Origin of the sequence: Winogradskyella damuponensis (genome assembly GCF_039538385.1) — a bacterium.
In the GTDB taxonomy this organism is placed as follows: domain Bacteria; phylum Bacteroidota; class Bacteroidia; order Flavobacteriales; family Flavobacteriaceae; genus Winogradskyella; species Winogradskyella damuponensis.
In genome coordinates, this window is the sequence record NZ_BAABCB010000018.1 from 384,243 (window position 1) to 400,183 (window position 15,941).

Annotated in this window: 15 protein-coding genes; 9 read left to right on the forward strand and 6 right to left on the reverse strand. The window is 31.9% G+C overall.

Annotated features, from left to right (window positions below; genetic code table 11):
• Positions 1–10: 10 nt before the first annotated feature.
• Entirely contained in the window at positions 11–1,906 is a 1,896-nt protein-coding gene (locus ABD730_RS10330; protein WP_334466346.1) for a M61 family metallopeptidase, read from the reverse strand.
• 81 nt (positions 1,907–1,987) lie between these two features.
• Here ABD730_RS10330 and ABD730_RS10335 point away from each other — a divergent pair, with 81 nt between their 5' ends.
• From ABD730_RS10335 to ABD730_RS10355, 5 genes are all read left to right on the forward strand, one after another.
• Positions 1,988–2,995: a glycosyltransferase family 2 protein gene (locus ABD730_RS10335; RefSeq protein ID WP_334466349.1), complete on the forward strand. Its 1,008-nt coding sequence runs from the start codon at positions 1,988–1,990 to the stop codon at positions 2,993–2,995.
• 103 nt (positions 2,996–3,098) lie between these two features.
• Complete coding sequence (locus tag ABD730_RS10340; protein WP_344714393.1) at positions 3,099–5,024, forward strand: BatA domain-containing protein; 1,926 nt, start codon at positions 3,099–3,101, stop codon at positions 5,022–5,024.
• Positions 5,021–6,274, forward strand: coding sequence for a dihydroorotase (locus ABD730_RS10345; protein ID WP_344714395.1), 1,254 nt, complete (start codon positions 5,021–5,023; stop codon positions 6,272–6,274). Before ABD730_RS10340 ends, ABD730_RS10345 begins: the two co-directional genes overlap by 4 nt.
• On the forward strand, positions 6,274–6,606 hold the full coding sequence (locus ABD730_RS10350; protein ID WP_215925871.1) for a hypothetical protein: 333 nt from the start codon (positions 6,274–6,276) through the stop codon (positions 6,604–6,606). The genes ABD730_RS10345 and ABD730_RS10350 overlap by 1 nt, the downstream gene beginning before the upstream one ends.
• A 2-nt stretch (positions 6,607–6,608) precedes the next feature.
• Positions 6,609–7,256 (forward strand): alpha/beta hydrolase, encoded by a 648-nt coding sequence (locus ABD730_RS10355; protein WP_344714397.1) that lies wholly within the window; start codon positions 6,609–6,611, stop codon positions 7,254–7,256.
• On the opposite strand, the gene ABD730_RS10360 is transcribed toward ABD730_RS10355, so the two are convergent.
• On the reverse strand, positions 7,249–7,755 hold the full coding sequence (locus tag ABD730_RS10360) for a hydrolase (RefSeq protein ID WP_252723646.1): 507 nt from the start codon (positions 7,753–7,755) through the stop codon (positions 7,249–7,251). The two genes, ABD730_RS10355 and ABD730_RS10360, sit on opposite strands and share 8 nt — an antisense overlap.
• 2 nt (positions 7,756–7,757) lie before the next feature.
• On the reverse strand, positions 7,758–8,519 hold the full coding sequence (locus tag ABD730_RS10365) for an MBL fold metallo-hydrolase (RefSeq protein ID WP_334466361.1): 762 nt from the start codon (positions 8,517–8,519) through the stop codon (positions 7,758–7,760).
• Positions 8,520–8,723: 204 nt separating this feature from the next.
• Between ABD730_RS10365 and ABD730_RS10370 the strand changes: the two genes are divergently transcribed.
• Positions 8,724–10,178 carry a TonB-dependent receptor gene (locus ABD730_RS10370; protein ID WP_334466364.1) on the forward strand — a complete coding sequence of 485 codons (1,455 nt, stop codon included), beginning with the start codon at positions 8,724–8,726 and terminating at the stop codon, positions 10,176–10,178.
• An 81-nt stretch (positions 10,179–10,259) separates the two neighbouring features.
• Here ABD730_RS10370 and bcp read toward each other — a convergent pair whose 3' ends face one another.
• Positions 10,260–10,715, reverse strand: coding sequence for a thioredoxin-dependent thiol peroxidase (gene bcp / locus ABD730_RS10375; RefSeq protein WP_344714400.1), 456 nt, complete (start codon positions 10,713–10,715; stop codon positions 10,260–10,262).
• A 36-nt stretch (positions 10,716–10,751) separates the two neighbouring features.
• Here bcp and ABD730_RS10380 point away from each other — a divergent pair, with 36 nt between their 5' ends.
• The gene (locus ABD730_RS10380; RefSeq protein ID WP_334466370.1) at positions 10,752–11,408 is read left to right on the forward strand and encodes an endonuclease III domain-containing protein; all 657 of its coding nucleotides are present in this window, start codon (positions 10,752–10,754) and stop codon (positions 11,406–11,408) included.
• A 47-nt stretch (positions 11,409–11,455) separates the two neighbouring features.
• Positions 11,456–12,007: a hypothetical protein gene (locus ABD730_RS10385; protein ID WP_344714402.1), complete on the forward strand. Its 552-nt coding sequence runs from the start codon at positions 11,456–11,458 to the stop codon at positions 12,005–12,007.
• A gap of 29 nt (positions 12,008–12,036) precedes the next feature.
• Here the strand turns inward: ABD730_RS10385 and ABD730_RS10390 are convergent, their stop codons facing one another.
• Both ABD730_RS10390 and ABD730_RS10395 read right to left on the reverse strand, forming a co-directional pair.
• Positions 12,037–12,180 (reverse strand): hypothetical protein, encoded by a 144-nt coding sequence (locus ABD730_RS10390; protein ID WP_334466376.1) that lies wholly within the window; start codon positions 12,178–12,180, stop codon positions 12,037–12,039.
• Between the two features lie 57 nt (positions 12,181–12,237).
• Positions 12,238–12,822: an RNA polymerase sigma factor gene (locus ABD730_RS10395; RefSeq protein ID WP_215925879.1), complete on the reverse strand. Its 585-nt coding sequence runs from the start codon at positions 12,820–12,822 to the stop codon at positions 12,238–12,240.
• 328 nt (positions 12,823–13,150) lie between these two features.
• On the opposite strand from ABD730_RS10395, the gene uvrA reads away from it, so the two are divergent.
• The gene (gene uvrA, locus ABD730_RS10400) at positions 13,151–15,940 is read left to right on the forward strand and encodes an excinuclease ABC subunit UvrA (protein WP_344714405.1); all 2,790 of its coding nucleotides are present in this window, start codon (positions 13,151–13,153) and stop codon (positions 15,938–15,940) included.
• Position 15,941 lies beyond the last annotated feature (1 nt).

Sequence of the window (15,941 nt, forward strand, 5' to 3'; positions counted from 1 at the left end):
TTATACTAAGTTAGCCTTTTAACCAAGCTGCTCTTAATGCTTTTTGAGCCTCTGTTGCATTTTCATCTTCAACAATAGATTCGTCTGCAGCATATGCTTTAGTCAAGGTTGTTTTAATTTCAACAGGCTTACCATCACGTTCTAAATTCATTGTAATTTCCTGACCTTCTTTCCATCCAAACATACCACCAATAATTTGTTGCGCATTAGCTAAAGTTAAATCTGTTCCATTAACTTTTTTAATCACGTCGCCTGCCTGAACTCCTTGCGATTTCCAAAACGAGTTCTTTAATGCCATCGGTGAAAAGAAAATAGTGCCTTTCTCCTGGTCTCCATCAAAAATAATATTCTGTCCACCAGCAAAAATATAATTAGTTTCAACTTGAGTTTCACCTTTTGTTAAACCAACCATCTCAAAAAATTCATTGTAATTAATTGGCACATCACCTTCGACATGTGTTTTTAAGAATTCACCAACGCTTGGATAAGTCATTGCAGTAATTTCAGCAATAAGGTTATCATCTACAAAAGGTTTTTCTTTACCATATTTTGCAGATAATTCTTTCATTAAAGATAACATACTTCTATTTCCATCACTTTCCTTTCTCATTAAAATATCAATACACATTCCTATTAACGCACCTTTCATATATACATTATAATATTGAGACGCATAAGGTTCGTCTAAAACATTTTCACTCATAATGGTAAAACTCATGGCATCATCTAAATGCTGTGTAGATGTCGCTATTTTTGACATCATAGTATTATAAAAAGTAGCTTCATCTGACAAACCTTCATACACTTGAAAATGTTGTGCAAAATATTCTGTTACACCTTCGTACATCCACAAATGCTTAGAGAATGTTGGTTTATTATAATCAAAATAATGTATATCTTCAGAATGTACAGATAATGGTGTTACAATATGAAAGAACTCGTGAGCAACAACATCAATGATTGAGGCTTTAAGTCCTTCTAAAGAACTATTTTCACTAAAAACAGCAACTGTAGAGGTGTGATGTTCTAAGGCACCAAAACCTTTTGGAGATGTTTCGTCCCCTTTAGATAAATACACATAAATATCATAACGCGGAGTCGTATTTACATCTCCTAAATAGTTTTTTTGAGCTTCCATCATTTTATAAACCGTCTCTTTTAAACTAGCCGCAGTGTGTTTACCTGTAGGAGAATAAAGACTTAAAACAATTTTAATATCTCCAACCATAAATTCTTCAACATCCAAATTACCATACATCATTGGGTTATCTGTAATATCAAAATAACGTTGTGCAAAATAACTACTCGTTATAGCTGTACCATCTGCACTAGATTTCATCCCTTTATTTTCTAAAGCAGATGTTCTTTTAAAAGTTGCAGGTGCTGTAACATCCAAAGCATATTGACTGTTCTTTAAAGAATCGAAATAACCTATAAATCCATGAAGATTTAAAACATAATTATCTTCTTCTATATTTGTTCCTGCAGGAGAAAACGGCTGCTCTCCACCTATTCCACCATTGGTTTCAATATCAAATGTATCGTTAACATAGTATTGAAGTTTATCTAATTTAGTTGCCTCAGCAATTGTCCATGTGTTATCATCAACTTTAGTTACTGTTAACTCATTTCCGTCGTAATCTAAAGCTTTAAAATCGTCTACATATTTACCAAAATCACTTACAGAATAGGTTCCTTGCACTACTCTTGGCAATCTGTATGTTACAGTTTCAGTGGTAAAGCGACCGGGATTAATGGTCACTGGGACTCTATCATTATTTACAGCTGTTAAATCTAGAACAGTTTCAATAGGATTGCTTATTGCCAAATCATCTACTGTTGGTTTTGCAGATCCACAGCCTACTAAAACGACACTCAAGCCAAGAATGGCTAAATAATTCTTCATGTTTATACTTTTATTTTTTTAGACGCACAAATCTACTATCTGTTACTGTTAAAAACCTAAAGGTTTTGTTAAATTCGCAATATGTTGAAACCATTAGTTAGCATTTTAGTTCCTTTTAAAAACACAGAAGTATTTATCTCTGAATGTTTAGACACAATTCTGAAGCAATCCTACTCCAACTGGGAAGCTATTTTTGTTGATGACAACTCTAATGATAACTCTTATAACATTGTTAAAAATTATACCAAAAAAAATACGAGAATACAACTTTATAAAAGTGAGGGTAACGGCATTATAGAAGCTTTAAGAACAGCTTACAAACACAGCTCTGGAAATTATATTACAAGAATGGATAGCGACGATATAATGACGCCAAACCGACTTGAAGTTATGGTTAGTAATCTTGAAAAGCATGGCAAAAAACATTTAGCTGTTGGACAAGTAAAATACTTTAGAGCAGATGGATTAAGCGATGGGTTTTCACGTTACGAGCAATGGCTGAATAAATTGACCGTTACAGGCAATAATTATTCTGAAATTTATAAAGAATGTGTTATTCCGTCTCCTTGTTGGATGCTTCATCGTAATGATTTAGATGCTTGTGGAGGATTTAATTTGAATATTTATCCAGAAGATTACGACTTGGCATTCCGGTTTTATAAAGCGGGTTATACTTGTATTCCTTGTAATGATGTCCTACTCCATTGGCGAGATTACAGTACACGAACATCTAGAACGCACGAGCATTATGCCGAAAATTCGTTCTTAGACCTTAAAGTACACTATTTTTTAGAGTTAAATTATGATGCTTCTCGTCCTTTAACAATTTGGGGTGCAGGACACAAGGGAAAAACACTTGCCAAAATTCTTTTAAAGGAAAATATTCCATTTTATTGGATTTGCGATAACCCTAAAAAAATAGGCAAACATATTTACGACCAAGAACTTTATAATTTTGATTATTTATCAAAACTTAAGCAACCTCAAAGTATTGTGACCGTTGCTAATACTAAAGCTCAAGAAGAGATAACTCGTTATTTTAAAAAACAAAACATGCAATCTATGATTGATTATTTCTTTTTCTGTTAAAATTCTCAAAATCAAAATCTCTTTATCGTTTTGCATTTTCTATATTTGAAGCATAAAGACCTGCCAGGTTTTAAAAACCTGACAGGTCTGTAAAAAATAAAGAATGCAGTTTAAAAATCCCGAATTACTTTACGCCTTATTTTTGCTGGTTATTCCTATCCTTATACATTTATTTCAACTTCGTCGTTTTCAAAAAGTTGAGTTTACCAATGTTAAGTTTTTAAAATCTGTTAAACTTCAAACTCGTAAAAGCTCGCAACTTAAAAAGTGGATAACTTTGCTAACGAGGATGCTCTTGTTGGCTTGTGTAATTTTTGCATTCGCACAACCTTTTATCCCTAATACAGAAGATTTTAACGAAACCCAAGAAACCGTTATCTATTTAGACAACTCTTTTAGCATGGAAGCTAAAGGCAGTAACGGAACTTTACTAAATGAAGCAATTCAAGACGTTATAAATACGTTACCAGAAGACGAAACCATAAGTTTATTTACAAATAATAAAACCTATAGAAACACTACGGTTAAAGCCTTAAAAAATGATTTAATCCAGCTAACACATTCTCCTACACAGCTTAATTATGATGCTGCTTATTTAAAAGGAAAGCAATTATTTTCAAATCAAGGTGGTGCCACTAAAAATTTAGTTTTGGTTTCCGATTTTCAACAAAAAGAAAATCTTTTAAATTTTGAAACAGATTCTACCATTCAACTTAAATTGGTGCAACCAAAATCTACTTTAGTGTCTAATATTAGCATCGATAGTATTTTTGTTTCTAATACAACAGCCGAAACTTTAGATCTTATTGTAAAACTATCTAACGAATCAAAACCCATTGATAATGTTACTATTTCTTTATTTAATAATGATGTTTTACTAACTAAAAGTGCTATTGATATAGACAAAGAAGCTGAAGCTACATTTACCATTCCTAATAATAAAGTGCTTAATGGAAAATTAATGATTGATGATGCTGGTTTACAATATGACAACACATTCTATTTTAACATTAATTCTAAACCAAAAATTAAAGTTTTAGCCATTAATGAATCTGCCGATGATTCGTTCTTAAATCGGATTTATACAGATGATGAATTTGACTATAAAAGCTTTAAACTAAATGCACTCAATTTTAATTTAATTCCTAATCAAAACCTTATTATACTTAATGAGTTAAACACCATTTCAAATGCCTTAAAAACAGCTTTAGTCGCTTTTAAAAACGATGGTGGAAAACTAGTAATTATTCCTTCAAACGAAATCGACATAAACACTTACAACCAGGCATTTAAAGATTTAAATATTAATTATTTTTCTAATCAAAATACAAATGAAAAGCGTATTACAAGCATTAACTATAACCATCCCCTTTTAGCAAATGCATTTTACTCTAAAGTTACAAATTTTCAATATCCTAAAGTTGAAACATCGTATCGCTTTTCTTCAAATTCAAATCATGTTTTATCCTATGAAGATGGCAGTCCTTTTTTAGTTGGCAACACCAATACTTATGCCTTTTCTTCTGCCTTAAATTCGGATAATTCAAACTTTAATAATTCACAATTAATAATTCCCGTATTGTATAATATGGGATTGCAGAGTTTGAAATTTTCAAAATTATACTACACTATTGGTCAGTCTAATTCAATTGCTATTCAAACGACCATTGGGCAAGACGATATTTTAACCTTAGATTCTGAAGATACTTCTGTAATCCCTCTTCAAAAAACTTACAGTAAGTCTGTGGTTTTAGAAACGGAAGGCTTCCCGAATACGGCTGGAATTTTAAGTGTAAAAAATAAAGAAAATACACTTCAAAATTTAAGTTTCAACTATAACAGATTAGAAAGCAATCTCAGTTATTACGATTTAAATACTTTAACTAACGCAAATATTGAATCCAGTTTAGCAAACACAATTAACAATATAAAAAGTAGTACAAATGTTAATGCGCTATGGAAATGGTTTGTTATTTTTGCACTAGCATTTTTAATAATTGAAATGTTACTTCTAAAATATCTTAAATGAACGCACTCATAAAATCTGCAACCATCGTTGATTCTAAAAGTGATTTTCACAATGAAACGGTTGATATTTTAATTGAAAAAGGTCGTATTTCTAAGATCTCTAAACACATCGCCAACCCCAACAATTACAAAGAAATAAAACGAGACAACTTGCATATATCGCAAGGTTGGTTTGACAGTAGTGTCTCTTTTGGCGAACCTGGTTACGAAGAACGCGAAACCATTACCAACGGTTTAAAGACGGCTGCAAATTCTGGCTTTACTTCTGTGGCTTTAAATGCCAATTCTAATCCTGTAATAGATAGTTATGCTGATATTACATTAGTAAAATCAAAAGCCAATGACCACGCCGTTAGCCTCTATCCTATTGGAGCATTAACGCAAATGAGTAAAGGTGAAGATTTAGCTGAGTTGTTTGATATGACGAATGCTGGAGCTGTTGGATTTTATGATTATCAAAAGCCAATTTCTAATCCAAATTTGATGAAAATTGCATTGCAATACGCAAGTAATTTTGATGGTTTAGTATGTTCATTTCCTCAAGAATCCAAAATTTCTGGACTTGGTGTCGTAAACGAACATATTAATAGTACTAAGTTAGGCTTAAAAGGAAATCCGGCTTTAGCGGAAGAACTACAAGTGGCTAGAGATTTATTCTTATTAGAATATACAGAAGGTAAACTTCATATTCCGACAATTTCAACTGCTAAATCGGTAGAATTGATTAGAGCAGCTAAAGCAAAGAAACTAAATGTAACTTGTAGTGTTGCTATTCATAATTTAGTATTTACAGACGATGTTTTACAAGAGTTTGACACCAATTATAAAGTGCTCCCACCACTAAGAACACAATCCGATTGCAATGCTTTAATTGAAGGCTTAAAAGACGGTACAATTGATATGGTGACTACAGACCACAATCCTATTGACATTGAGCATAAAAAAATTGAATTCGATTACGCTAAATACGGAACTATTGGCTTAGAATCTGCATTTGGAGCTTTACAAAACATCTTTACCACAAAAAAAGCCGTTAGTCTTTTAACACAAGGTAAATCTAGATTTAGCGTTTCTGAAACGTCTATAAACGAAGGAGAATTGGCAGATTTAACATTGTTCAATCCAGATACAACTTACAAATTTAACACTACTCATATTTTGTCACGATCTAAAAATAGTATGTTTTTAGGCTTAAAACTTAAAGGCGAAACCTATGGGATTATTGCCAATAACAAAATTGTTTTAAAATAATGGATCAGAATACTATAAACGAAGGAAAAACTTTAGGTTTAGTAGCCTATTTAACGTTGTTTGGTACTTTAATTGCCTTTTTCATGAACCAAGACAAGCGAAATCCATTTACGGCTTTCCATATTAGACAAGGTTTAGGATTAGGCTTTACTTACATTCTAATTGCATTTGTTATCAGTAGTTTAGACAGTATGATGATTAGCATGTCCTTTTGGATTTTCTTTTCTGTGTTATACCTCTATGCCATATATGGCGCAATAACAGGCAAGCTAAATAAGATACCTCTACTAGGTGATTTTTTTCAAAAAATTTTTAATACCATCGGACAATAATTATGTCGAAATTACACTACATCACAAGACCTTCTTCTCTTAAAGAAAACGCACCACTTTTAATAATGTGCCATGGCTATGGAAGTGACGAAAATGATTTATTTTCCTTTGCTTCAGAATTGCCAGAAGAATTAATGATTATTTCTTTACGAGCACCTTACGTTATGCAACCTTATGGAAATGCGTGGTATGCTATAAATTTTGATGCAGACAAAGGTAAATGGAGTGATAATGAACAGGCAAAACAATCGGTAAATTTAATAGCAGAATTTATTGATTATGCTTGTAACACATACGCTGTTGATTCTAAAAATGTAACCTTATTAGGTTTTAGTCAAGGTACTATATTAAGCTATGCTGTGGCATTAACTTATCCTGAGAAAGTTAAAAATATTATAGCCTTAAGTGGTTATATCAATGAAGATATTTTACCAGAATCTATAGACGAAAGTGATGTTTCACATCTAAACTTTTTCTGTTCTCACGGTACTGTTGACCAAGTGATTCCTGTAGATTGGGCTCAAAAAGCACCAGTGTTTTTAAAAGCTTTAAATATTAATTGTGAGTATTCAGAATATCCTGTAGGACATGGTGTTGCGCCACAAAACTTCTATGATCTAAAAGACTGGCTGTCTAAACACATTAATTAATTGAAGGGTACATTAAATACTCTACCAATTCATATTTAAGATTGTGCTTCTCATCAATAGTGTAAGACACAATAATTTCACCCCAAAATTCGCCATCTGTAAAGTTGGCTATAATCCATTTGTGATTTAAAATTCTAGCTTTATTAATTAATAATTTAGAATCTGTCATAGACACATAAGGTACAATAGGGTGTTCTTCGCCTTCATATATGTTCATATCATAAAGACCATCCAAAATTGCAGGTATTAACTGTTCTGTATCGTAACCTTGAGCTTCAAAATAAGTTAAAGCATCTTCATTTTTATCAATATTGAAATAATTGAGTTCAAAATTTTGTTCTTCTAAAGCTTCTATCTTTTTTTCACTTTTTGAAAGCTTAGACTTCATTGTAACAATATCTTTTTCGTATTTGTCAATGATGTTTTTAGAATTTACATACTGAAAAATAAGTAACAATACTGAAAAAATAAATAAGTACATTAAAATTTTGTTCTTCATATCTAAATGGTAATTTGTAAGTTATCGTAAGCTAAAAAAACGTTTTCTGGTAATTTTTGTTGCACGTCATCATGAAAACCTAACAGATGACTAATATGTGTTAGATAAGTACGCTTTGGTTTTACTTTTTTAATAAATTCGAGTGCTTCTTCTAAATTAAAATGCGACATATGTGGCTTTATTCGTAATGCATTTACCACTAAGACATCTAAATTTTGAAGTTTTTCAATTTCGGAATCTTCAACCGTTTTCATATCTGTTAAATATGCGAAATTATGAAATCGATATCCAAAAACCTGAAGCCTATAATGTAAGCCCTCAATAGGAGTAACATTAAGGTTTCCTGCTAAAAAAGGTTCATTCTTAACTTCAATTTTAGTTACACTTGGAACTCCTGGATATTTATTTTCGGTTGTAAAAATATAATCAAAACGTTTTTCTAAAGCTTTAAAAACACGTTGATGTGCATACAATGGAATATCACCTTGTCTAAAAAAAAACGGTCGAATATCATCTAAGCCCATGGTATGATCTGCATGCTCATGTGTAAAAATTATACCATCTATTCTAGAAACTTTAGCATTGAGCATTTGTTGCCTAAAATCTGGACCACAATCTATAACAAAAGTATACTTCTCCCATTCTACTAAAACTGAAACACGAAGTCTTTTGTCCTTAGGGTTATTACTCAAACATACAGGATGATCACTTCCTATTATAGGAATTCCTTGTGATGTACCTGTACCTAAAAATGTGATTTTCAAAACTATTATATTAGTAATATGAATTGAAATTATTATAATCGTAAAAAACCGTTTTTTTCACTTTCTATAAATAGAATAATGAAAAAAAATACCCAATATAATTACTGTATTTTCAATTCGAATATCGTCCAACAAAAATAAACTTATTTTTTTGTTTACAATAGTAAAACTGTACCTTTGCTTTAACGATATAAACCCAATTCTATGAAGGACATAACGTATACAGGCGACTCGGATTTTGAAAATATTCCGTCTCTAAAAGACAAAGCCTTGCGGATTAACCTTAATGCAGATATTTATGGTACCTTTTCTGAAATTGGAGCAGGACAAGAAACTGTGCGTCAGTTTTTTAGAGCTGGAGGTGCTTCTGGTACCATTGCTAAAGCTATGTCTGCTTACGATAAAGATTTTAGTGATGCTATTTATGGTATTGAAGATGATAAACGCTATGTTACAGAAGCTAGGCTTCGTAAAATGTTAAATCACGAAGTTGGTTTAATGGAAAAGCGTATCACAAGAGATAAACATCCAAATAAAATATTTTTCTCTTACGCTAATACTGTTGCAACCATAGATTTTGCTAAGAAATACAAAGGCCATGGTTGGGTTGGTATAAAATATCAAGTTGGCCCAGGAGAAGATTACAATGAGATTGTACTTCATATCCGTTTTAAGGAAACAGATGCACGTTTACAACAAGAAACTTTAGGTAAATTAGGTACAAATTTAATTTATGGTGCTTTCTATAAATACAATCAACCCCGAAAATTATTACGTTATTTATATGACCATTTAGATAAAGATCAATTAGAAATTGATACTATTAATTTCTCTGGTCCTGTATTTGAAGATGTAGATAACCGTTTAATGAGTTTACAATTGGTTAAAAACGGAATGACAGATGCCGTAATGTTTGCACCAGATGGTAATAATGTATTACCTGCTCGTGTGTTATACAAAAAAAATATACTAACCCTTAGAGGAAGCTTTAGACCTGTTACTAAAGTAAATATGGACATGTTTGAGAAATCTTACGAAATGTTCATTAAAGAAAATAAAGTAGATAAAGAAAAAACACAAGTTATTTTCGAAATCACATTATCTAACTTAAGAGCTGAAGGTAAAATTGATGAGCAAGATTTTATGGATCGTGCTAAATTACTATGTTCTTTAGGACAAACGGTATTAATTTCTAACTTCCAAGAATATTACAAGTTAGTTGAATATTTCTCTCAATATTCTAGAGCAAGAATGGGCTTAGCCATGGGAGTAAATAACCTTGTAGACATTTTTGACGAGAAATATTACCGCCATTTAAGTGGTGGTATTTTAGAGGCCTTTGGAAAACTATTTTACAAAGATTTACGTGTTTATCTATATCCTATGGAAAACAAAGATGGTAGCATAACCAACAGCGAAAATCTTAAAGTACATCCACGTATGAAAGAACTCTATAAATTCTTTAAATACAATGGCAAAGTTGTAGATATATCAGATTACGACAGCTCTAACTTGTCTGTTTTCTCTAGAACTGTTCTTAAAATGATTTCAAATAATGAAAACGGTTGGGAAACAATGTTACCTGAAGGGGTTTCTAAATTGATAAAAGAAAAGAGCTTATTTGGATGCGAATCCGAAGAAGTACTGCATAAAAATTGATATTATATATAAAGTAAAAAAGCGACCATTTACCTACTAAACATAGTATAATGGTCGCTTTTTTTTTATTCTAATTCTGTATTATTCTCCTAATATCTGCTCAGAATGAGCCTTTGTTTTTACTTTTGAAATAACATCTTCAATAATACCGTTTTCATCTATAACAAATGTCGTACGGTGAATACCATCATACACTTTCCCCATAAATTTCTTTGGTCCCCAAACTCCAAAAGCTTCAATAACAGCTTTATCTTCATCTGCTAATAAAGGATACTGAAATGTATATTTATTTTTAAAATTAGACTGCCTTTTGGCACTATCTGCACTAACTCCTAAAATCTCATAACCGTTTGCTGTAAAACGCTCGTAATTATCATTTAAGTTACAAGCTTCTGCTGTACAACCTGGAGTACTTGCCTTTGGGTAAAAAAACAAAACTAACTTCTTTCCTTTATAATCATTGAGTGTGATTGTATTTCCATCTTGATCTAAAGCTGTAAAATCTGGAGCTTTATCTCCTGCCTTTAAGTGTGTCATATTATGTAAATTTGTATTTCTGTAAAAATACAATGAATGACTAAGCAAGAAAAGGTAGATTTTGTTATAAATACGTTAAATCAGCTCTATCCAGAAATTCCAATTCCATTAGATCATAAAGATCCATACACATTACTAATTGCCGTTTTAATGTCTGCACAAAGCACAGATGTTCGTGTCAATAAAATCACTCCTTTACTCTTTGAAAAAGCAGACAATCCTTATGATATGATTAAACTTAGTGTTGAAGAAATACGAGATATCATAAAACCTGTTGGTCTATCTCCAATGAAAAGCAAAGGTATTCACGGCCTATCGCATATATTAATTGATAAACATAACGGAAAAGTGCCTCAAACTTACGAGGAACTTGAAGCATTACCAGCTGTTGGACATAAAACGGCAGCTGTAGTTTTATCACAAGCTTTTGGTATTCCGGCCTTCCCTGTAGACACACATATTCATCGTTTAATGTACCGTTGGAACTTAACTAATGGCAAAAACGTTGTCCAAACCGAGAAAGATGCTAAACGTATATTTCCAGAAGAACTTTGGAACGATTTACATCTTCAAATTATTTGGTATGGTAGAGAATATTCGCCTGCTCGTGGTTGGGATTTAGATAAAGATATTATCACCAAGACTATTGGTAGAAAATCGGTGTTAGATGACTATTATAAAAAGAAAAAATAGAATGCTATGGAATAGTTATTGATGTATGAATTTAAATTCATCAATCCATGAAAAAACTCACCATGTTACTTTTGGCTTTTGCTACACTATCTTGTATTCCGGTAAAAATTGCACCTAGATTCAAAAATGAAGATTATAAAATAATGCAAGCAAAGAAGTTTCAGCGCAAAATGCCCAGAGAAACATCTTTTATATTTAAAGACCCTAAAGACGCAGGTGAATTCTATAACTATATTAATAAAAAGTACAACCTAAATGATATTGATGTTGGTATTAATGTACCTTTTCAACTCAATAATCAAAGCCTTTATTTGTCGTATTATGAAGCAGAACGCACAGAAGAAAGTGTAAACCTTCCTCTCGCTTTAATCGATGCTAAAAGAGAAAGTAACGGAAATTCTCGCTTGTTTGAGGGGCATTATTCCAGTAGAACCGGTCATTGGTATCTTATCATAACTATTTATGATGAAAACATAACAAACTGCTTAAGAGATAAGCATCCTTTAAAGGAAAAGACCATTCAATATTTAAAAGATTTAAAACACGAATATCTAACCACTCAAAACTATGAAGAGTTACTTTTTACAAAAAAATCCTGACGTTTTAAGATCAAGATTTTCTTTCCAATTTAATTAAGAAGTGCTTCAAACTTCAATTTATTATAATTTATAACACTTAAAGCCTTAGAATAATTCAAAAGGAAACTTATAGTTTCATCTTTTGGATTTAGGTTATGTTGTTTTGGGGAAGCGTTAGAGTAAATTTTTGCCATTTTTTTGTTTTATGAGTTTATATATAGCAAAAACGCAACTTTATATACTATATTGTATCAATTAGTTAAAACAATATTATTTTGCTCAATTACTTTACGCATATTAATAAGTGCATAACGCATTCTTCCTAAAGCTGTATTAATACTCACACCTGTTCGTTCTGAAATTTCCTTAAAGCTCATATCTTGATACATACGCATCAAAAGCACCTGTTTTTGATCTTCTGGTAACTCTTCAATAATACGTCTTACATCAGTTTCTACCTGATCTTTTATAAGCACTTTTTCTGCATTTAAAGTAGAATCGCTTAACACAGAAAAAATACTAAATTCACCAGTGTTATGAAACTTAGGCATACGCTTATTCTTTCTAAAATGATCTATAACCAAATTATGAGCAATACGCATTACCCAAGGTAAAAATTTACCTTCTTCGTTATATTTTCCACGCTTTAGCGTTTTTATTACTTTAATAAATGTGTCTTGAAAAACATCTTCAGTAACGTCTCTATCATACACCTTAGAATAAATAAAGCTGTAAATTTTCTGCTTATGCCTTTCTATTAATACTGAAAGTGCACTTTCGTTACCATTAATGTAGTTGGTTACTAATTCCGCGTCTTGGATAAGTTCTGTTTTCATAATAATTACTTTAAAACTTAGCAGTTGCCTACTAAAGTTTGGGGTTAAAAAGCTGTTTTTTTAAAGTAATATTATGCTATACGCGATTTTTTTTTAAATGAATAAGTTTCAAATATAACAACAATCATTCCGAATAAACAAAAAATAGTACTAAAATTTAACATTTTATCGAATAAAAAGTTCCTTTAATGGATAAAATAACTGTTAAATCAGTAATAATTGAATGTTATTATTTAGGATTATAGCATCCTTAGCGAATTATATCACATATTTTAATCTTTACTTGCTATTGTAGTATCTTTGCAAACTTACACACCGAAAGTAACCTATGAATACTACTGTTTTAGACGTTAGCCCAAAGGAAAATATTATTATAAAAGGCGCAAAACTGCACAATCTTAAAAATATTGATGTGGTTATTCCTCGGAATAAATTGGTCGTTATAACAGGTTTATCTGGTTCAGGAAAATCTAGTTTAGCATTCGATACACTTTATGCAGAAGGTCAAAGACGTTATGTAGAAAGTTTAAGTAGTTATGCACGTCAGTTCTTAGGTCGACTTAACAAACCCAAAGTAGATTACATAAAAGGTATTGCTCCTGCTATTGCTATTGAGCAAAAAGTAAATTCTACAAATCCACGATCAACAGTTGGTACCACAACTGAAATCTACGATTATCTTAAATTATTATTTGCTAGAATAGGAAAGACCTACTCTCCTATTTCTGGTGAGGAAGTAAAAAAACATACAGTTTCTGATGTTATAAACTTTATTTCTCAGTTTGAAGAGCGCACCAAATTATTACTCTTAGCTCCTATTATCTTAGAAGAAGGCCGAACTTTAGAAAACAAACTTCAAACCTTACAACAACAAGGTTATGCACGTATAAAAGTAAAAGATGATGTTGTTAGAATTGATGATGCCTTAAAACAAAATATTTCTTCAGCTGATGATTTATTCCTAGTTGTAGATAGAATTGTCTTTAAAAACGATGAAGACTTTTTAAACCGATTAGCAGATGCTGTAGGAACGGCTTTCTACGAAGGTGTTGGCACTTGCATAATAGAATCGCTTTCAGACAAAAAACAAACCATATTCAACAATAAGTTTGAACTTGATGACATGTCTTTTTTGGAACCAAATGCACATTTATTCAGCTTTAACAATCCTTATGGAGCCTGCCCTAAATGTGAAGGTTATGGTGATGTTATTGGTATTGATGATGATTTAGTGATTCCCAACACGGCTTTATCTGTTTTTGAAAACGCTATTTTTCCATGGAGAGGAGAAAGTATGAGTTGGTACAGAGATCAATTGGTAAACAACTCTCACCATTTCGATTTCCCTATTCACAAGCCTTACTTTCAATTAAGTGATGCTCACAAAGCACTTATATGGAAAGGGAATAAATATTTTGAAGGTTTAGATGATTTCTTTGCAGAATTAGAATCGAAAGCCTATAAAATTCAAAATCGTGTGATGTTATCGCGCTATCGTGGTAAAACAAAATGTAATGTTTGTAAAGGTAAGCGCCTACGCGTAGAAGCCAGTTATGTAAAAATCAATCATGCAACTATCACTGATTTAGTAGATTTACCTATAGACGAACTCACAGTCTTTTTTAAAAACTTAAAGCTAAGCGAAAGTGATGCTAAAATCGCAAAACGCCTTCTAACAGAAATCAATACACGATTAGAGTTTTTATCTAATGTAGGTTTAAGTTATTTAACCTTGAATCGAAAATCGAATACCTTATCTGGCGGTGAAAGTCAACGTATAAACCTAGCCACTTCTTTAGGAAGTAGCTTAGTAGGTTCTATGTATATTTTAGATGAACCAAGTATTGGCTTGCATCCAAAAGATACCGAGCGTTTAATAGACGTTTTAAAATCCTTACGAGATCTAGGTAATACAGTTATCGTTGTAGAACATGATGAAGACATTATGAAAGCAGCAGATGCCATTATTGATATTGGTCCAGAAGCCGGAACTTTAGGTGGTGAAGTCGTTGCTGTTGGTAATTTTGAGGACATTCTATCTGCAGATACACTCACCGCAAAATACTTAAATGGTGACTTAGAAATAGAAGTACCTAAAAAACGAAGAACTTCAAAATATAATATTGAAATTGTTGGTGCACGCGAAAACAACTTAAAAAATGTAACGGTTAATTTTCCATTAGAAATGCTAACGGTTATTACAGGTGTTTCTGGAAGTGGGAAAAGTACTTTAGTTAAAAAGATTCTATTTCCTGTCATTCAAAAGAAACTCACAGGATTTAGTGATAAAATTGGTCAGGTTTCAGAAATAAAAGGCAATCATAGCAATATTCAACATGTAGAATTTGTAGATCAAAATCCCATTGGGCGTTCATCGCGATCCAACCCAGTGACTTACATTAAGGCTTATGATGATATTCGTGCATTATTTGCCTCTCAAAAATTAAGTAAAATTAGAAACTACGCTGCCAAGCATTTTAGCTTTAATGTCGATGGTGGGCGTTGTGAAACCTGTAAAGGAGAAGGAGAAGTTACTATTGAAATGCAGTTTATGGCCGATGTGCATTTAACCTGTGATACCTGTGGTGGTAAACGCTTTAAAAAAGAAGTTTTAGAAGTTAAGTTTGAAGGCAAATCTATCGATGACATTTTAAATCTTACGATAGATGATGCTATCGATTTCTTTGAGACTCATAAAGAAACTAAGATTAAAGGCAAGTTACAACCGCTTCAAGATGTTGGTTTAGGCTATGTTACTTTAGGACAATCCTCTTCTACCCTTTCTGGTGGAGAAGCGCAGCGTATAAAACTGGCGACGTTTTTAGGCAAAGGAAGTAAAAGCGATAATGCGCTTTTCATCTTTGATGAACCTACAACTGGGCTTCATTTTCATGATATAAAAAAGTTACTCAAATCATTTCAAGCTTTAATTGCTAAAGGCCATTCTATTATAGTGATTGAGCATAATATTGATTTAATAAAGTGTGCCGATTATATTATAGATCTAGGTCCTGAAGGAGGAAAACATGGCGGACAACTCGTTGCGGCAGGCACTCCTGAAGACATTGTGAAAAATAAGAATTCGGTTACAGGAAAATATCTAAAAGAAAAATTATAAG

Bases quoted from the DNA above. Each gene is read 5' to 3' on its own strand.
- ABD730_RS10345 (WP_344714395.1), top strand. From the start codon at position 5,021: ATGAACGCACTCATAAAATCTGCAACCATCGTTGATTCTAAAAGTGAT.
- ABD730_RS10335 (WP_334466349.1), top strand. From the start codon at position 1,988: ATGTTGAAACCATTAGTTAGCATTTTAGTTCCTTTTAAAAACACAGAA.
- ABD730_RS10380 (WP_334466370.1), top strand. From the start codon at position 10,752: ATGACTAAGCAAGAAAAGGTAGATTTTGTTATAAATACGTTAAATCAG.
- uvrA (WP_344714405.1), top strand. From the start codon at position 13,151: ATGAATACTACTGTTTTAGACGTTAGCCCAAAGGAAAATATTATTATA.
- ABD730_RS10390 (WP_334466376.1), bottom strand. From the start codon at position 12,180: ATGGCAAAAATTTACTCTAACGCTTCCCCAAAACAACATAACCTAAAT.
- ABD730_RS10360 (WP_252723646.1), bottom strand. From the start codon at position 7,755: ATGAAGAACAAAATTTTAATGTACTTATTTATTTTTTCAGTATTGTTA.
- ABD730_RS10355 (WP_344714397.1), top strand. From the start codon at position 6,609: ATGTCGAAATTACACTACATCACAAGACCTTCTTCTCTTAAAGAAAAC.
- ABD730_RS10350 (WP_215925871.1), top strand. From the start codon at position 6,274: ATGGATCAGAATACTATAAACGAAGGAAAAACTTTAGGTTTAGTAGCC.
- ABD730_RS10370 (WP_334466364.1), top strand. From the start codon at position 8,724: ATGAAGGACATAACGTATACAGGCGACTCGGATTTTGAAAATATTCCG.
- ABD730_RS10340 (WP_344714393.1), top strand. From the start codon at position 3,099: ATGCAGTTTAAAAATCCCGAATTACTTTACGCCTTATTTTTGCTGGTT.
- ABD730_RS10395 (WP_215925879.1), bottom strand. From the start codon at position 12,822: ATGAAAACAGAACTTATCCAAGACGCGGAATTAGTAACCAACTACATT.
- ABD730_RS10385 (WP_344714402.1), top strand. From the start codon at position 11,456: ATGAAAAAACTCACCATGTTACTTTTGGCTTTTGCTACACTATCTTGT.
- bcp (WP_344714400.1), bottom strand. From the start codon at position 10,715: ATGACACACTTAAAGGCAGGAGATAAAGCTCCAGATTTTACAGCTTTA.
- ABD730_RS10330 (WP_334466346.1), bottom strand. From the start codon at position 1,906: ATGAAGAATTATTTAGCCATTCTTGGCTTGAGTGTCGTTTTAGTAGGC.